The sequence below is a fragment of the Methylobacterium sp. 22177 genome, assembly GCF_052045615.1.
Taxonomy (GTDB): domain Bacteria; phylum Pseudomonadota; class Alphaproteobacteria; order Rhizobiales; family Beijerinckiaceae; genus Methylobacterium; species Methylobacterium radiotolerans.
Map to the genome: position 1 here is coordinate 189,668 of NZ_JBQEPK010000001.1, position 16,892 is coordinate 206,559.

Below are 16,892 nucleotides of genomic sequence, written 5' to 3' on the forward strand. Positions count from 1 at the left end.
CCGTCGGGCTCGCCGCCGGCGGGCTCCGGGTCCATATGGCGCGCATCCCTGAACGGAGAGGCGCGCCGTGAAGACCTACCAGCTCTACATCGACGGGCAATCGGTCGATCCGGTCGAGGGCTCGTGGTTCGAGTCCATCGACCCCTATCGCGGCGAGCCCTGGGCCCGCATCCCGCGCGCCGGGCGCGCCGACGTCGACCGGGCGGTGGCCGCCGCCAAGCGCGCCATGTGGGACGGCCCCTGGGCCACCATGACGGCCTCGGCCCGCGGCAAGGTCCTGCGCCGGATCGGCGATCTCGTCGAGCGCGAAGCCAGGGCACTCGCCGAAGTCGAGGTCCGCGACAACGGCAAGCTCTTCGCGGAGATGTACGGCCAGACCCGCTACCAGCCGGAATGGTGGTGGTACTACGCGGGTCTCGCCGACAAGGTCGAGGGCGCGCAGGTGCCGATCGACAAGCCCGAGACCTTCGCGTTCACCCGGCACGAGCCGGTGGGCGTGGTCGGGGCGCTGACGGCGTGGAACTCGCCGCTCCTGTTCGTCGCCTGGAAATGCGCCCCCGCGCTCGCGGCCGGCTGCGCGGTCGTGGTGAAGCCGTCCGAGTTCGCGTCCGCGAGCACGCTGGAATTCGCCCGCCTGACCAAGGAGGCCGGGCTGCCCGACGGCATGTTCAACGTCGTCACCGGCTTCGGCGGTGAGGCCGGCACCGCCATCGTCGAGCATCCCGACGTCGCCAAGATCACCTTCACGGGCTCCGACGTCACCGGGGCGAAAGTCTACGAAGCGGCCGCGCGGCAGATCAAGCGCGTATCCCTGGAGCTCGGCGGGAAGTCGCCCAACATCGTCTTCGCCGATGCCGACCTGAAGGCCGCCGCCGCGGGAGCGATCTCGGGCATCTTCGCGGCCACCGGGCAGACCTGCATCGCGGGATCGCGCCTGCTGGTGCAGAACAGCATCCGCCAGGAATTCACCGAGCGCCTGATCGAGCTCGCCCGCACCGCCAAGCTCGGCGACCCGATGCAGGCCGACACCAACATCGGGCCGATCACGACGCCGCCCCAGTACACGAAGGTGCTCGACTACATCGCGCTCGCCAAGAGCGAGGGTGCGCGCTGCGTGTTCGGCGGCAATCCCGCCTCCGGTCCCGGCGTGCTCGGCGGCCAGTTCGTCGAGCCGACGATCTTCACGGGCGTCACCAACGATATGCGCATCGCCCAGGAGGAGGTGTTCGGCCCGGTGCTGTCGATCATCGGCTTCGAGGACGAGGCCGAGGCGCTGAAGGTCGGCAACGACGTGATCTACGGGCTCGCGGCGGGCGTCTGGACCCAGGATATCGGTCGCGCGATGCGCATGTCGAAGGGGCTCCGCGCCGGCACCGTCTGGGTGAACACCTACCGGGCGGTGAGCTACATGATGCCGTTCGGCGGCATGAAACGCTCGGGCATCGGCCGCGAGAGCGGGATCGAGTCGATCCGCGAGTATCTGGAGACCAAGAGCGTCTGGATCTCCACGAGCCGCGACGCGCCGGAGAACCCCTTCGTCATGCGGTGACCGAGCGGGCCGCGCCGCGGTACGGCGCGGCCCGCCCTAATTCGTGGCCGATGGCGCGCGGTCCGGCGGCAGCGCGAGGGACGCCAGAATGAAACCCATGAAGAAGAGGAAGTACTGGTTGACCGACAGCTCCTCGAACATCAGCGACGGGATCAGGAACACCGCGCTGTAGGTCAGGAACGGCCCGAAGGCGGCGGGCGCCAGCAGGATCCGCCCGAGGCCTGCGATGAGCAGCAGCGCCGTGGCGATGCCGCTCTGGAGCGCCAGAGACACGAAGCCGTTATGGGGCGTGACGAGGCCGGTCAGCGCCTGCAGCTCCTCCCGCCTAGCGACCTCGCCGACGCCGAACGGGTATTCGGCGACGAGCTGGAGCGCGGTCACGCCGGACAGGAACCGCTCGTCGAAATTGCCCGTGACGTTGTGGTCCCCGGCGAAGCGCCGCTCGATCGCCTGGGACAGGGTTCCCGGCAGCGGGATCTCCCCCGTCACTGCCCAGGCCACGAGCAGGACGCCCAGGACGCCGAGCGCAACCAGCACGGCCGGCGCCCTGAGGTTCCGCCGCATCACCAGGCCGAGGAACAGGAGCGGCATGAACAGGCCGGCGCGGTTGTTGGTGAACGGGAAGCTCGCCAGGAGGGCCGCGACGTAGGCGAGGTAGATGATCTTGAGGTGATAGCGCAGGCTGAGCAGCAGAGCCGCGGCCCCGGCCAGCGCGAAGACGTGGCCGGTCTCGTTGCCGGAGGCCCAGAGGCCGCCCTGCTTGTCCTGCACGAACAGCTTCAGCTCCTCGTCGAGCCCGTCCGTCGGGACCGCGAGCCCGAACCGGTCGAGCTGGGTGCCGGAGGCGGCGAGCAGCAGCGCGGCGAGGGAGGCGAGCATGCCGGCGAGCAGGCCGACGCAGAACGCGTCCTCGACGCGCCGGTCGCGGAACATCACCAGCAGGATGAACGCCTGGACCACGTAGAGCAGCAGGACGAGGGTCAGGTAGACGTCGCCCGCCTGCTTGTGCGCCTTCAGCACCAGCGAGGCCGCGATCAGCGCCAGGATTCCGGACAGCGGCGCGGCCTGCCGCACCGCCTCTGCCACGACGGCCCGGCGTAGACCCAGCCAGGGGATGAGCAGGAACGGCAGCAGGTCGGACAGGCGCTGGAACGGAAGCCCGAAGGTCGAGGTCAGGACGTTGAAGTTCAGGGCGGCGCCGAGCAGGAACACAGCGACGCGGTCCGCGAAGAGGGACGCGGCCGGCGCACTCGTTCCGATCGGCAACGCCTGTCCCGCCATCGCCCCGCACCGTCTCCCGTACCCGCCGCCGATGCCGCCTGCCGGCCGCGGGGTCTCCGGCAGGCAGTGTCGCCCACAATCGTTGGCGGAGGGTGCAGATCAGGCCGGGCGCCGCAGAAAGAGGCCGACGGCCGTGCGGAGCGTGTCGCGCATGAAGATCCAGGCGAGACTCACGTAGGCCGCGATCCCGATACCGACGGCCGCGACGAGGCCGAGCCGGTCCCCGAAGGCGGCGTGGATCGGGGTCTGGACGAGCAGCACGAGCCCGGCCATCGCGCCGGCGCAGAGCGTGATCGGCGCGAGGAGCCGCACGAGCCGCCCGTTGGTGACCGGGACGACGCGCCCGGCGCTGGCGACGATCGCGGGCGTGAACAGGTAGGCCCGCACCACGTGCCCGGCGACGAGTGCGGCGAGGCCGAAGGGCGCGCTCACGAGCGCCGCCACGGCGCCCAGGCCGAACTGCGCGCCGGCGAGCCGCAGGGCGGTGCCGTTGCGGCCCAGAGCCGTGAAGACCATCCACAGCATCGAGGTCGCGACGAATTCGGGGGCGAGGAGGGCTAGCGTCCGCAGCACCGGCGCCGCGTCGTGCCACTGGTCGCCGAACAGGAACGGGATGAGGGTCGGGGCCACGGCCGCCATGCCGAAGAAGGCGGGCACCGCGAGGAACGCCGAGGCCTCGGCGAATCGGTGAAAGGCCGCGGCCAACTCGCCCGGCCGGTCCTGGAGGCGCGCGTAGGTTGTCAGCCCGACCGTGGTGAGCGGGATCACTGCCACTTGGCTCACGAGGTCGATGCAGCGCCACGCGAGGCGCAGATAGCCGACCTCGGTCGCGGAGAGGAAGTAGGCCGCGATCACCTCCTGGCTCCGGATCGAGGCGACGAGCAGCAGGTAGGTGCAGAACAGCCGCGAGCCGAAGGCGATCTGCTCGCGCACGGAGGCGAGGTGGAGCCGCAGGGGCGGGATCCAGCGGGCCGCCGCCCAGGTCAGGAGCGTGGTCGCGGTCGCGGCGACGAGCCGCTGCACCACGAGGCTCCAGACGCCGTAGCCGTCGAGGGCCAGGACGAGGGCCGCGGCCCCGCCGAGGATGTTGGCGCCGAGCGCGCGCAGCGCGAGCTTGCGGAAGCCGAAGCTCCGCTGGAGCCGCGCCTCGTGGATCGCGCCTGCGGCGGTGATCACGAAACAGGCGGAGAGCGCGCACAGGACCGGCTGCAGCGTGGGCAGGTCGAAGATCCAGGCGATCGGGCCTGACAGCGCCGCGAGGCCGGCGGCGCAGACGGCGCCCGTGGCAAGCATCACCCAGAAGGCGGTGGCGGCGAAGTCCTCGTCGAGGTCGGCGCGCTGGACCACCGCGTCGGGCAGCCCGCAGCGGGCGACGATCTGCAGGATGTCGATGAAGACCGCCGCGATCGCCACCATTCCGAACTCGGCGGGCCCGATCAGGCGGGCGAGCACGAGGAAAACCCCGAAGCTCAAGGTCACATTGCCGACGGAGGCGACCGCCACCCAGCGCGCGGCGTCGAACGAGCGGCGCGTCACGGCGGCGCCGGAGGCGAGCCCCGGCTCCTCCTCGGCGGCGGCGGCCTCCGACAGGACCGGCGCGGCGGCGGTCACGGGCGGCTCGCCCGACGCTCGGCGACGAGTTCGGCGTAGAGGTCGAGATACTTCTCGGCGACGCGCTCCGAGGTCGATTCGCGGATGACGTGCTGGAAGGCGCGCTCGTCCGGCAGGTTCCCGCGGCCACGGTCGATCACCGTCCGCAACCGCGCGGCGAGGTCGGCGTCGTCGCCCGGCGTGAACAGCCAGTCGGCGTTGTCCTCGCCGATCAGTTCGGGGATCCCGCCGGAGGCCGCCCCGATGACCGGAACGCCCATCGTGTAGGCCTCGTAGATCGTCCGGGGCGACGGCTCGGCCCAGAAGGAGGGGACGATCAGCACGTCGACGGCGCTGAGGAACTCGGCGGGCTTCGCCCAGCCGACGAACTCGATCGGCAGATCCTCGGCCCGCGCCTTGAAGCGCTCGATGGAGTCGTCCATCGCGTGGCCGGCGACGAGGCACCGCCAGTCGCCGGGACCGATCCGCCGGAAGGCATCGATCATCGTGCCGACCCCCTTCTCGGTGTTGATCCGGCCGAGATATCCGAACGTCATCGGCCTGCCGGTCCGGTCGATCCGGCGCCGTGCCTCCGGGTCGCCCCCGGGAACCGTGCAGGAATAGAAGATCACCCGGCGCCGCTCGGGCGCGAGATGCGCGAACAACCCGTGGTCGACATGGGTCTTGAGGATCTCGGTGCCGACGCTGACGACGGCGTCCACCGACCGGTTGGTGATCTGCTTGGCGGCGTTGACCACCTTGCAGCCGAGGTGCCAGCGGTCGCACGGCTTGCCGTCCTTGAACATCGCGGCGTTGCCACAGATCAGGTCGTACTCGCAGACCGTGTGGACGATCGGGATCCCGCGCTTGGCCGCCTCGCGCCAGACGAGGGTCGAGACGTCGAGCAGCGAGTGCGTGTTGACGATGTCGGGCCGGAAGTCGTCGAGGACGCGGCCGAACTCGGCCGCCACGGCGAAATTCCACTGCTGCTTGAGCTTGGCCCAGGCGCGGCCGAACCGGCTCGCCTGGGGCCAGTCCTCCAGCCAGAAATCGTTGTGGTGGGCCATGCGGTAGACCGTGACGCCGCCGCGCACGCTCTTGGGCTCCGGCTCCCGCGCGATGCAGGCCGCTGCCACCGTGTGGCCGGCCGCGACGAGTTCCTCGGCGAGATGCTCTACCGAGCGCTCGGCGCCGCCCACGATGTAGGGCGGATAGAGGGCGCTCAGATGCAGGATCCGCAGCGGTCCGGTCACCGCGCGCGCGGTGGCCTGATCCCTCGGCCGGTCCTGGCCCTGAGCGCGCGGCTCCTCGGTCAGGAGCCGGGCGTAGTTCGACGACAGGGAGGGGGTCATCATGGACGGCACTCGCTGAAATGCGGGCGCTCCGCGCGGGCGGAAAGCTCGGGAAGCGGTTCGGTGCGGGTCGCGGCGTAGAGGTCGAGGAAGGCGGTCGCGACGGCGACCGGATCGGTGCCGGCGCGGATCCGGGCGGCGCGGGCGAGACCTTCGGCGAGGCGGGCCGGCTCCGCGACGATCCGGGTCATCGCGGCGGCGAGCGCCGACGCGTCGCCCGGCGGGACCAGCCAGGGGCCCGGCCCGACCTGCTCGCCGATGCCGCCGGTGGCGGTGCCGATCACCGGGACGCCGCGCCCGTAGGCCTCCGCCACCGTCCGGCCGAAGGGCTCGGGCCAGACTGGCGGGACCACGAGGCAGTCGAGACCGTCGAGGAAGGCGTCGCGCTCCACGTAGCCCAGGAAGTTGACGGGCAGGCCCTCGGCCAGGGTGCGGTAACGGTCCAGCCCGTCCACGGCGCGGCCCGCGACGGCGAGGCGCCAGCCCGCCTCCGGCAGGCGTCGGCAGGCCTCGAGGAGCACGTCGAAGCCCTTCGCGCCCTCGATCCGGCCCAGATAGCCGAACCGGACCGGCGCGCCGGGCGCGCGCTGCCTCCGCGCCACGGGTGAACCGGGCCGGATCGGGTTCCAGATCACTCGGCGCAGCGACGGCGGCACGTGGGCGAAGAGGCCGGCGGCGACGTGACGGTCGAGGATGTCCGAGCCCACGGCGGTGACGGCCGTCACGGCGAGCTGGCAGCGCCGGTGCGGCGCCGCGTAGAGGCGGCACTTGAGATGCTGGCCGGCACAGGAACGCCCGTGGCGCACCATGGCGCCGTTGGTGCAGAGGCTGGTGAAGTCGTGCAGCGTGTGCACGACCGGCACCCCGAGTCGCCGCAGCAGCGGCCATAGCGCTGGCGGCAGTTCGGAGATGGAGTGGGTGTTGACGAGGTCGGGGGCGAAGTCCCCGACCGCCCGCATCATCCGGTCGAGGGCGTGGCGGTTCCACTGCGCCGCGAGCTTGTAGCGGAGGCGGTCGACCCGCCCGCGCTGGGACCAGTCGAGGATGTGGAACGGCGTTCCGTACCCGGTCCGGTAGACGGTGACGCCGTCCTGCAGGACCGGTCCGCCCTCGGTCCGCGCCGCGCAGGCGACGGCGACGTTGTGGCCGAGCTCCGCCTGGGTCCGGGCGAGAGTCTCGACCATCAGTTCGGCGCCGCCGACCTGCTCGGGCGCGTAGAGTGAGCTAAGGTGCAGGATGCGCATGCGGCACCTCCCGGGCGGTACGCGCCGTCGCGCCGTCCCGCAGCGCGTCGAGCAGCAGTGTCTCGTAGCGGCGGGCGGTCTCGGCCCAGTCGTAGCGCCGGACATTGTCGCGACCGCGGGCGATCAGCGCGGTCCGGAGCCCGGGTTCGTCCAGCAGGCGCCGCAGGCACGCGGTCAGCGCCGCCGCGTCGGCGGGATCGAAGGTGAGGGCGCCGGCGCCCGCGATCTCCGGCGTGGCGGAGCGGTCCGAGCAGATCACCGGGCAGTCGAGGGCCTGCGCCTCCAGAACGGGCAGGCAGAATCCCTCGGCGAAGGACGGGACGCACAGGCACAGCGCGCCGCGATAGAGGGCCGCCAGCCTGTCGTCGCCGATGTGCGACAGGCGTGTCAGCGGGACCGGCGCGCCGCCGAGCGCGCCTGCGATCGCCTCGTCGTGATCCTCGCCGACGTGGACGATCCCGAGTCCCGGCCGCCCGAGCCCGACCACGGCGCGCGCGAGCGTCGCGAAGTTCTTGTTGTACAGGGCGTTGCCGACCGCGAGCACGTACGGCCCCGCGGGGATCTCGGCGGCGGAGCCACCCGCCGTCGGGTCGAGCATGGCCGCGGACGGCACGGTCCGCGTCCGGGCGCGGAGTCGCGGGTAGTGGTGCTCCAGATCGCGCCGCGTCGCCTCCGAGACGGCGATCACCCGGGCGCTGCTGCCGAGGACCAGGCGGAAGATCGGGTCGGTGGTCAGGGCCTCGCGGGAGCGGATGCGCCCGGGCAGCGTGCGGAAATAGAGGTCGTGCACGACGCTGACGCGGGCGCGGCCGCCGAACGCCGCCCCGTAGGGATCGATGTTCAGCACCACGTCGATGGCGCGGGCGCGGCACAGCCGCGGGACGGTGAGGCACTGGCGCAGGACGTCGAGCAGCATGATCCGCGGCCGCTTCACCGTCACGACCTCGACGCAGTCGCGGATCGCCGCCGGCAGCTGATCGCGACGCCAGGGGGAGCGCAGCACCACCGCGAAGGTGCCGCGCGCGACGAGGCCGGCGATCACCCGGAAGGCGACGAGCGCGACGCCCGACGGCCGACCGGCATGCTGGCTCGGCATGTTGACGAGGACGCGCGGCATGGCGGGTCTGACGGCTCCGAACGGGAAAGGGAAACGCGGGCCCGTCAGGCCCGGCCGGCGACCTGGAGGATGATGTCGGTGAGATCGCGCTGCATGCGGTCCGCGCCGTAACGGGACAGCGCCCGCTCGCGCGCGAGCGCCGTGCGCGCCCTGAAGGCGTCGGGAGCGGCGAACAGCGCCGACAGGGCCGCCGCGAGGCGGTCCGGCCGCCGCGGCGGCACCAGGGTTCCGGCCGCGCCGCCGTCGAGGATCTCGGCGGACGCGCCGGCGTCGGTGGCGATCACCGGCACGCCGACCAGCATGGCCTCGACGAGGGTACGGCCGAACGGTTCGGGATCGACCGAGGAGTGCACGACCGCGTCGACCGCCTGCATCAGCCTGGGGACATCGTCGCGCTGGCCGAGGAACAGGACCCGGTCCGACAGGCCGCGCCGCGCCGCGAGGTCGCGCAGATGCGCCGCGTAGGCATCCTCGCCGAAAAGGGGCGCCCCCACCACGACGCAGCGCAGGCCGGGCAGGGTCGCCAGCGCGTCGATCAGGACGTCCTGCCCCTTCCACGGCGCGAGGCGGCTGAAGACGCCGACGAGGGGACCGTCCGGCAGGCCGAGCTCCGCGCGCAGGGCGGCGGCACCGCAGGGCACCGGGTCGACGTCGAGGCCGTTCGGCACGACGCGGATCAGGGACCGGCGCCCGCCGGCCTCGACGAAGGCCCGCGCGGCGGCCTCGGAGGGCACGATCACCCGGGCGGCGCAGAGATTGGCGAGCCGGACCTGCAGGACGCGCTGCGCCCGGCCGAAATGCGCGCTGTCGAGGATGTCGTGCAGGTGCCAGATCAGGGGACGCCCGGCGGCGCGGGCCGCCGGGGCGGAGAGCAGGAAGGCCTTCTGCGAGTTGGCGTAGACCACGTCGCAAACACGGGCACCCCGGGCGATCTCGAGAGCCAGGGCGCCGAGCTGGCCCAGGACCGGCAGCGCGCTCAGGGGGGAGACATCGCGCCGGAGGCCCGCCAGGGCGGACCGTCGGCGCGCGAGGCGGATCTCCAGGCCCTGATCGCGCAGGGCCTCGGTGAGGGCGCCGTCCTCGAACAGGAACGCGGTCGAGCCCGGCCACGGCCGGACGGCGTCGCGGAGCACCAGCTCGGCTCCCGACATGGTGCCGGTGTGGCTCACGAACAGGACGCGCGGCCGAGCGGCGACGTCGGACCGGGTGGCCCGCACCCGGTCAAGGAGGCCGCGCTCGGCGAGCGCTTCGGCGGGAAGCACGTCGTTCATCGCGCGCTCGCGGCCGCCCGGGGATCGGGAAGCGGCATCACGTCGTAGGTCGACTGGATACCCGGGCGGACCATGGTCATGGCGATCCCGAGGACGTGTCCGCCGGCGCGGCGCAGGTTCGCCACGGTCTCGACGGTGTCGGAGAGCTGCGAGCGGCCGTAGCGGGCGCAGCAGAGCACGCCGTCGACTTGGCGGGCGAGCATCGGCGCGTCCATCAGGAGACTCGTGGGCGGCGTGTCGAGGAGGACGAGGTCGTAGCGGCGGCTCCACTTGAGGAAGTCCGCCATCCGGTCGCCCATCAGGAGCTCGGTCGAGTCGGCCGTCGGCGTTCCCGCGGGGATGACGTCGAAGCGTCCGGCCCGGACAACGGCCTCGGCCGGGTCGATCTCGCCGCGGAGCACGCCGCCGAGGCCCGCGCCGCGGCCGAGCCCGAGGGAGGCCTCGAAGTTCGGGCGCCGCAGGTCGCACTCGACCACGAGCACCCGTCGGCCGCTGGCGGCGCCGATCCCGGCGAGTGCGAAGGCCGTGAAGGATTTGCCCTCCCGCGGCTTCGCCGAGGTGACCAGGATGACGCGGGACTTGCCGGCGCCGGCCAGCACGAGATGGGCGTGCAGGTTGCGCAGGACGTTCTGCATCACCGGATAGACCCGCGCCCGCGCCAGGGCCTCCGCGAGGTCGAGCTCGCGCTGGCGCTCAGAGAAGCGGCCGACGAGGCCGGCGGTCTCCAGGCTCGGCAATTGCGCGAAGACCGGTGCGCCGGTGCCCGCCATCAGCTGCGCCGAGGTGCGCACGCGCCGGTCGGTGTAGTCGCGCAGCAGCGCGGCGGCGGCGGCGAGCACGCCGGCGAGCACGAGGCCGCCCGCCAGGAACGGCACGGCCTTGGGCGAGAACGGCTCCTGCGGCAGCTCGGCGAGGCTGACCAGCCGCGTGCTGCCGGTGAGGATCCGCCGCTCGGTCTCGAGCTCGCCCGCGCGCTTCACCAGATCGGCGTAGCGGGTGCGCTTGATCTCGGCGTTGCGCACCATGCCCTCGATCGAGGCCTCGTCGTCCATGGCGGCGGCGGCGTCCGTCTTCGCGGTCTCGAGTTGGGCGCGCAGCGACTTGGCGAGGGTGCTCGAGGCCTCGTAGGACTTGCGCAGGCCCCGCGCGACGTTCCCGATCTCCTGCTCGATCCGCGCGCGCAGGCTCGCCTGCTCGGTCTCGAGCGCCCGGATGACCGGATGATTCGCGCCCAGCAGGGTGCTCTGGTTGGCGAGCTGCGCGCTGACACCGCTGAGCTGCTGCTTCAGCGAGACGATGGTCGGGCTCGCCAGGACTGCCGGGGCGCTGTCGGCGCCGCGGGCGCCCCTGGCCTCGATCTCGCTCAGCCGCGCGGCGGCGTCCGCTTTGGCGGTCTCGGCCGCGGCGAGCTGCTGGCTGATGCTGGTGAGCCGCTCGGCGCTGATCGGGGCCAGCGAGCCCTTCAGCAGGCCCTTGCGGCGCCGGAAGGTTTGGATGCGGGTCTCGTCGGCCCGGATCGACGCGTCCAGCTGGCTGATCTCGGTGTGCAGCCAGTCGGCCGCCGCCTTGCGGCTCGAGGCCTGCGCCTCGCGCTGGTCTTCCAGGAAGGCGTTGATCAGGCCGTTGGCCATGGTCTGCGCCGTCTCGGGCAGCGGCGACTTGTAGCCGATGGTGATGATGCGCGAGCGGCCGGAGCTCAGGACCGTGTAGCGCCTCTGCAGATACTCGACGAGCGCGTTGCGGTCGGTCGTGAGCTTCGTGCAGGCGGCGTCCTTCTTGTCGCTGATCCGGTCGGGATGACCGCCGGTCGCCGCGTAGCGGCACTCGGCGAGGACCGCGGCGATGAGGTTGTCGTCGATGGCGAGGCGCAGGAGCCGTGGCGAGCGGATCACCAGGATCTGGCTCTCGATGTCCGCCGGGTCGCCGATCTTCTGGATCCAGGCCATCGAGGCGTTGTTGGCGCCCGGCTCGGCCTCGGCGACGATCACCGAGCCGCTCGCCACGTATTGCGGCTGGATCATCAGCAGCGCGGTGACGGCGAGGCCGAGGACCGCGGCGAACACCGCCAGGAACAGGGTCCGGCGATGCCAGATCCGCGCGAGGGCGGCGGCCAGCGGACCGCCGCGCGCCGGCTCCTGGGGGAGGGCGCGGACCGGCGCCCGGTCGGCCAGATCGACAGTCAGGAAGGACATGCGATCTGCCCTCAGCCGACGGCTTCGAGGCGCGGCACGATCCGCGGGCGCGTCTCGCAGGCGGCCCGGTGCAGGGCCATCTGGTCATCGACGAAGTTCGAGAACCGGCTGCGGAACAGCTCGGCCGAGAACGTCTCGGCCTGCGCCCAGCAGGCCTCACGGGTGAAGTGGCTCTCCTGCAGCAGGAAGCGCCGGACGCACTCGGCGATCGCCTCGGGCTCGGGCACGTCGAAGAACATCCCGGTGCGCTGCGGGCCGCGGGTCTGGACCGTCTCGCGGGCACCGCCGCGGCCCAGCGCGAGGACGGGCGTGCCCTCCGACGTGGCCTCGACCACGATGATCCCGAAATCCTCTTCGGCCGCGAAGATGAAGGCGCGGGCCGTGGCCATGAGGTGGCGCAGCTCCGCGTCGGGCACGAAGCCCGAGAATGTCACGTTGGGCCCCGCGATCTCGCGCAGCCGCGCGGCATCCGGCCCGGAGCCCGCCACCACGAGTTCGAGATCGGGAAGCAGCGCGAAGGCGCGGATCACCGCCTCGACGTTCTTGTAGGGCACGAGGCGGCTGGCCACGAGGAAGTGGTTCGCGCGCGGGCCGTCGTACCGCAGGGTCGGCAGCGTGATCGGCGGGTGGATGACCTCGGCGGTGCGGCCGTAGACCTTGTGGATGCGGCGGGCGACGAAGGCCGAGTTGGCCACGATCGCGTTGGGACCGGCCGCCGTGCGGAAATCCCAGACGCGCATCCGGTGCAGGATCAGCCGGGCGAGCAGGCTCTTCATGCCCGCGTCGCAGCCGCTCTCCCGCAGGTAGGTGTGCTGCATGTCCCAGGCGTAACGCATGGGCGAGTGGATGTAGGAGACGTGGAGCTGGTCGGGCCCGGTCAGGACGCCCTTCGCCACCGCGTAGCTGCTCGAGATGACCAGATCGTAGGCCGACAGATCGAACTGCTCGATCGCGAGCGGCATCAGCGGCAGGTAGTTGCGGTGCCGCGTCCGCGCGAAGGGCATGCGCTGGATGAAGCTCGTCCGCGCCTGCGTGTAGCCCAGCCGCGCCCGGTCTGCGTCGGGCAGGAAGTCGAAGAGGGCGAAGACGTCCGCGTCCGGATAGATCCGCAGCAGCTGCTCGAGGACACGCTCGGCGCCACCGACGATATACAACCAGTCGTGAACAATCGCGACGCGCATCACAGCTTCCTCGTCGGTGCGCCGGACGCTGGAAAATGCATTCCGTCCTGCCGGCCCCGCCTCTGACAGCGAGCGTAGGCACACACGTGAGGGTAATAGAGACGTGATCTCTAAAAAAGGGGTCACCGCGCCAGCAACTATCGAAAATAGTGCTGATTCGAGCCTTAAACCTGACGTGTAAACTTAATTTTTGCGAACGATTAACGTTAAGGTCAGGAGCTCGCCGCGCCGCCGGAATGGGGTTGCCTGCGGACTCGACGCCGCGATCTACGAGGCGATCGGGGCGGGCAGGGGGCCCGGCGAGGGGCGCCGGTCGAGCCGGCGCCGCAGGGCCGCGATCACCGGCGCCTCGACATACCGGAACAGCAACTCCCCCGCGGCCACCGCCGCTGGGAACGCGATCGCGAAGATCAGGAGAGCGCGCGCGATGCCGGGCGCGACGACGAGCGCCGCGATCTTGGCGGCGCTGTGCAGCAGCAGATTGTGAACCAGATAGAAGGAGTAGCTGGCATTGCCCTGCGAGAGCAGCCAGCGCGACTTCAACACGATGCCGGCCCGCTCCAGCAGCAGCATCGCGCCCACGATCAGGACGGCCGCGAAACCCCAGACCAGCGGGCGGGCGAACCCCGACAGTTCGGGGCTGGCGCCGAGCGCCTCGGTGACGACCTGGCCGCCGAGGATGAGCAGCACCGCGGCCGCGACGACCGCGCCGGCGGCGCGGCGGGCGGGGAAGCCTGCGGGCAACACTCCGAGCCTCAGGTAGGCGTAGCCCAGCCCGATGCCGGCAGCGAACTCGATCAGGATCGGCTTGGTGTAGTACGCCCAGTAGAGGCCCGACGCCGGCAGCAATCCGAGCAGGATCAGCGCGAGGAAGACCGCGGCTGCGCCGAGCGCCCGGACGGCGGGCTTGGGCACCAGCAGCAATCCCGCGAAAACCACGTAGAAGAACATCTCGTAATTGAGGGTCCAGCCTACGGAGTTCAGCGGCTCGATGAAACCACCCCGCGAGAACGGCAGGAACAGCAGGGACTGAACGACGTAATCCGTCCGGATCTCCACGATCCCGATGGGCCTCAGCCCGGTGAGCGCGATCAACGTCAGGCCGATCGTCACGATCCAGTAGACCGGGACGACGCGAGAGGCGCGGCGGAGCAGGAACTCCCCCGGGCTCTCGCGGCGCCCGCTCGTGCTCACGAACATGATGAACCCGGAGAGCACGAAGAACACGTCGACGCCGCTCGCCCCGAAGGCGAGGAGGTCAGGCCGCGGCAGGACGGGGCCGACATAGAGGCCGAAATGCGTGAGGAAGACGAGGTACGAGGCGACGGCGCGCAGGATTTGAAGGTTGTAGATCATCGCGCGCCGGCTGATCGCTGGGCCCGCCCGGGACGGGCGACATCGCGCCCTTATGGCCGAGATGGCCCCACTGCGTCACGACGAGTCCCGAAACGTCCTAAATGGCTCCGGGTCTCGAATTAAGCTCAGGCGGAGCGATTACACGCATGAGTTGCTAGATCCGCGAAATCTCTGGACGGAAGATCACGAAATCAAGAGCTGGAAAGTGATCGTAAAGAGGCGGCCGTCAAATGTGGGACGCCGGCCGCACGGAGCTCCCGCTTGCACAGTGCGCCACCCCGTTCTGCCCAGTGCCAGCCGCTATTTACTATTAATCATTAGATAATTTGACGCCGGGCCGATCGGTTCAATAGCGTCTCGACAACTGGAATAAGGAGTTCCGCCTTGAACATCGCTCAGGACATCCGTGAGATTCTCGGCTCGAACGAAGCCTTCGCAGGGAAGGCGGATCACCTCTCCGAGGATGACAGCCTGTTCGATCTCGGCCTGGACTCGTTCGGTTCGGTTCAGCTGATGCTGGGCCTCGAGGAGCGTTTCGGCATCGAGTTCCCCGACGAGCTCCTGAATCGGAAGTCGTTCTCGTCCATCCGCGCCATCCGCGAGGCCGTCTCCTCCCTGATTCAGCAGGAAGCCGCATGAGCACGCTCGCCGCGCGCGCCGAGCGGGCCGCGGCGGTGGCGGCGCGCCACGCCGACGCCGTCGACCGCGAAGGCCGCTTCCCCGTGGAGGCTGTCGCCGCCATGAAGGCCGAGCGCCTGCTCGGCCTCCAGATCCCGGGTCAGCTCGGCGGCGAGGGGGCCGGGCTGGTGCAGATCGCCGAGCTGTGCAGCACGCTCGGGCAGGCCTGCAGCGCGGCGGCGATGACCTTCGCGATGCACCACATCAAGGTGTCCAGCCTCGTGACCCACGGCCTGGACAGCCCCTGGCACGGACGCCTGATGGAGCGGATCGCGCGGGAGCAACTGCTGGTCGCCTCCTCGACCACCGAGGCGGGCATCGGCGGCGACCTCCGGAACAGCCTCTGCGCGGTGGAAACCAACGGCGAGGTCTTCGCCCTCGGCAAGGACGCGTCGGTGATCTCCTACGGCGCCCACGCCGACCTGATCCTCGCCACGGCGCGGCGCCATCCGGACGCGGCGACGTCCGATCAGGTCCTCGTCGCGCTGATGGCCGACCAGGTCTCCCTCGTGCGCACGGGCGACTGGGACACCCTCGGCATGCGCGGGACCTGCAGCGAGGGCTTCCGCCTGGAGGCCCGGAACGTCCCGGTCGAGCAGATCCTGCCGAAGCCGTTCGCGGAGATCGCCGCCCAGTCGATGCTGGCCTCCTCGCACCTGCTGTGGAGCAGCGTCTGGTACGGGATCGCGACCTACGCGGTCGATCGCGCCCGCGCCTTCGTGCAGGCCGAGGCGCGGCGCCGGCCCGGGCAGGTACCGCCGACGGCGACGCGCCTCGCCGAGGTCTCCAACGCGCACCAGGCCATGCGCGGCACCATCGCGTCGGCCCTACGCCGTTTCGAGGACGCCCACGGGGACGCCGACACGATCGGCTCCGTCGGCTTCTGCGTGATGCTCAACAATCTGAAGGTCACCGTCTCCGACATGGCGGTCGACATCGTGCGGCGGGCGCTCGCGATCGTCGGTCTCGCCGGCTACCGGAACGACACGCCCTTCAGCCTGGGACGGCCGCTGCGCGACGTCCTCTCCGCGCCGCTGATGATCGGCAACGACCGCATCCTCGCCAACACCGCCAAGCTCCTGCTCGTGCAGAAGGGCAGCGGCCAGCTCATGAGTGCGTGATGGAATCGATCTCCTCTCCCGCCGGCGACGTCGTCCTGCTCGAGGACGAGCCGGCCGGCGGCCCGACCTTCCTCGACCGCCTGTTCGACCGCGGCCTGCTCGTCCGGACCGGCGTCGACGGCCTCTACGGCCGCAGCGGCGGCTTCGAGAGCGTCGTCGACGCCCTCGACCGGATGATCACGCGCCTCGGGGCCGCCGAGGGGGCCGAGGTGCTGCGGTTCCCGCCGGCCATGAGCCGCCCGGCCTTCGAGCGCAGCGGCTATCTCAAGGGCTTCCCGAACCTCGCCGGGACCGTGCATAGCTTCTGCGGCGACGCGCGCGGACACGCCGAGATCCTCGCCTGCCTCGAGGCCGGGACCGACTGGACCGGCCAGCAGGAGGCCACCGACGTCGTGCTGACGCCCGCGGCCTGCTACCCGGTCTATCCGGTCGCCGCCGCGCGGGGCGCGCTGCCGACCGAGGGTCGCCTGTTCGACCTGCAATCCTACTGCTTCCGGCGCGAGCCGTCACTGGAGCCGACCCGGATGCAGCTCTTCCGGATGCGCGAGTACGTGCGCATGGGCAGCCCCGAGCAGGTTCTGGCCTTCCGCGAAACCTGGCTCGAGCGCGGCACGGCCATGATGCGCGCCCTCGGTCTGCCCCTCGCCATCGACGCGGCCAACGACCCGTTCTTCGGCCGCGCCGGCCGGATGCTCGCCAACAACCAGCGGGCTCAGGGGCTGAAGTTCGAGCTGAACGTCCCGGTCAACAGCGTCGACAAGCCGACGGCCTGCCTCAGCTTCAACTATCACCAGGACCATTTCGGCAGCACATGGGAGCTGCGCCAGGCGGACGGCGCGGTTGCTCACACGGCCTGCGTCGGATTCGGCCTGGAGCGGATCACCCTGGCGCTCCTGCGCCACCACGGGCTTGATCTCGCCGCCTGGCCGGAGGCCGTGCGCGCCGAGCTGTGGGATTGAG

The 16,892-nt window shown here is 71.2% G+C and carries 13 protein-coding genes; 4 read left to right on the plus strand and 9 right to left on the minus strand.

Going from position 1 to position 16,892, the window contains the following annotated elements:
* Positions 1-67: 67 nt before the first annotated feature.
* Positions 68-1,549, plus strand: coding sequence for an aldehyde dehydrogenase (locus tag ACTJK8_RS01015; RefSeq protein ID WP_012317198.1), 1,482 nt, complete (start codon positions 68-70; stop codon positions 1,547-1,549).
* A 36-nt stretch (positions 1,550-1,585) separates the two neighbouring features.
* On the opposite strand, the gene ACTJK8_RS01020 is transcribed toward ACTJK8_RS01015, so the two are convergent.
* From ACTJK8_RS01020 to ACTJK8_RS01060, 9 genes are all read right to left on the minus strand, one after another.
* On the minus strand, positions 1,586-2,815 hold the full coding sequence (locus tag ACTJK8_RS01020; protein WP_440761376.1) for an O-antigen ligase family protein: 1,230 nt from the start codon (positions 2,813-2,815) through the stop codon (positions 1,586-1,588).
* A 114-nt stretch (positions 2,816-2,929) separates the two neighbouring features.
* Positions 2,930-4,441, minus strand: coding sequence for a lipopolysaccharide biosynthesis protein (locus ACTJK8_RS01025; protein WP_182177398.1), 1,512 nt, complete (start codon positions 4,439-4,441; stop codon positions 2,930-2,932).
* Positions 4,438-5,661 (minus strand): glycosyltransferase family 4 protein, encoded by a 1,224-nt coding sequence (locus ACTJK8_RS01030; RefSeq protein WP_029360459.1) that lies wholly within the window; start codon positions 5,659-5,661, stop codon positions 4,438-4,440. Before ACTJK8_RS01030 ends, ACTJK8_RS01025 begins: the two co-directional genes overlap by 4 nt.
* Before the next feature lie 110 nt (positions 5,662-5,771).
* Positions 5,772-7,016 (minus strand): glycosyltransferase family 4 protein, encoded by a 1,245-nt coding sequence (locus ACTJK8_RS01035; protein ID WP_440761377.1) that lies wholly within the window; start codon positions 7,014-7,016, stop codon positions 5,772-5,774.
* Positions 6,997-8,133, minus strand: a complete 1,137-nt coding sequence (locus ACTJK8_RS01040) for a glycosyltransferase family 4 protein (protein ID WP_440761378.1) — start codon at positions 8,131-8,133, stop codon at positions 6,997-6,999. The genes ACTJK8_RS01035 and ACTJK8_RS01040 overlap by 20 nt, the downstream gene beginning before the upstream one ends.
* Positions 8,134-8,177: 44 nt before the next feature.
* Positions 8,178-9,404 (minus strand): glycosyltransferase, encoded by a 1,227-nt coding sequence (locus ACTJK8_RS01045; protein WP_440761379.1) that lies wholly within the window; start codon positions 9,402-9,404, stop codon positions 8,178-8,180.
* Positions 9,401-11,596: a GumC family protein gene (locus ACTJK8_RS01050; protein WP_440761380.1), complete on the minus strand. Its 2,196-nt coding sequence runs from the start codon at positions 11,594-11,596 to the stop codon at positions 9,401-9,403. The genes ACTJK8_RS01045 and ACTJK8_RS01050 overlap by 4 nt, the downstream gene beginning before the upstream one ends.
* A gap of 11 nt (positions 11,597-11,607) precedes the next feature.
* Positions 11,608-12,777, minus strand: coding sequence for a glycosyltransferase (locus tag ACTJK8_RS01055; protein ID WP_053620690.1), 1,170 nt, complete (start codon positions 12,775-12,777; stop codon positions 11,608-11,610).
* A gap of 267 nt (positions 12,778-13,044) precedes the next feature.
* Positions 13,045-14,133: an acyltransferase family protein gene (locus ACTJK8_RS01060; protein WP_440761381.1), complete on the minus strand. Its 1,089-nt coding sequence runs from the start codon at positions 14,131-14,133 to the stop codon at positions 13,045-13,047.
* 390 nt (positions 14,134-14,523) lie between these two features.
* On the opposite strand from ACTJK8_RS01060, the gene ACTJK8_RS01065 reads away from it, so the two are divergent.
* Genes ACTJK8_RS01065 through ACTJK8_RS01075 form a run of 3 tightly spaced genes read left to right on the plus strand, consistent with a single transcriptional unit; the run spans position 14,524 to position 16,891 of the window.
* The gene (locus tag ACTJK8_RS01065; protein WP_199825845.1) at positions 14,524-14,772 is read left to right on the plus strand and encodes an acyl carrier protein; all 249 of its coding nucleotides are present in this window, start codon (positions 14,524-14,526) and stop codon (positions 14,770-14,772) included.
* Entirely contained in the window at positions 14,769-15,932 is a 1,164-nt protein-coding gene (locus ACTJK8_RS01070) for an acyl-CoA dehydrogenase family protein (RefSeq protein WP_012317209.1), read from the plus strand. The genes ACTJK8_RS01065 and ACTJK8_RS01070 overlap by 4 nt, the downstream gene beginning before the upstream one ends.
* Positions 15,932-16,891, plus strand: coding sequence for an amino acid--[acyl-carrier-protein] ligase (locus ACTJK8_RS01075; protein ID WP_012317210.1), 960 nt, complete (start codon positions 15,932-15,934; stop codon positions 16,889-16,891). The genes ACTJK8_RS01070 and ACTJK8_RS01075 overlap by 1 nt, the downstream gene beginning before the upstream one ends.
* The last annotated feature ends 1 nt before the right edge of the window (position 16,892 follow it).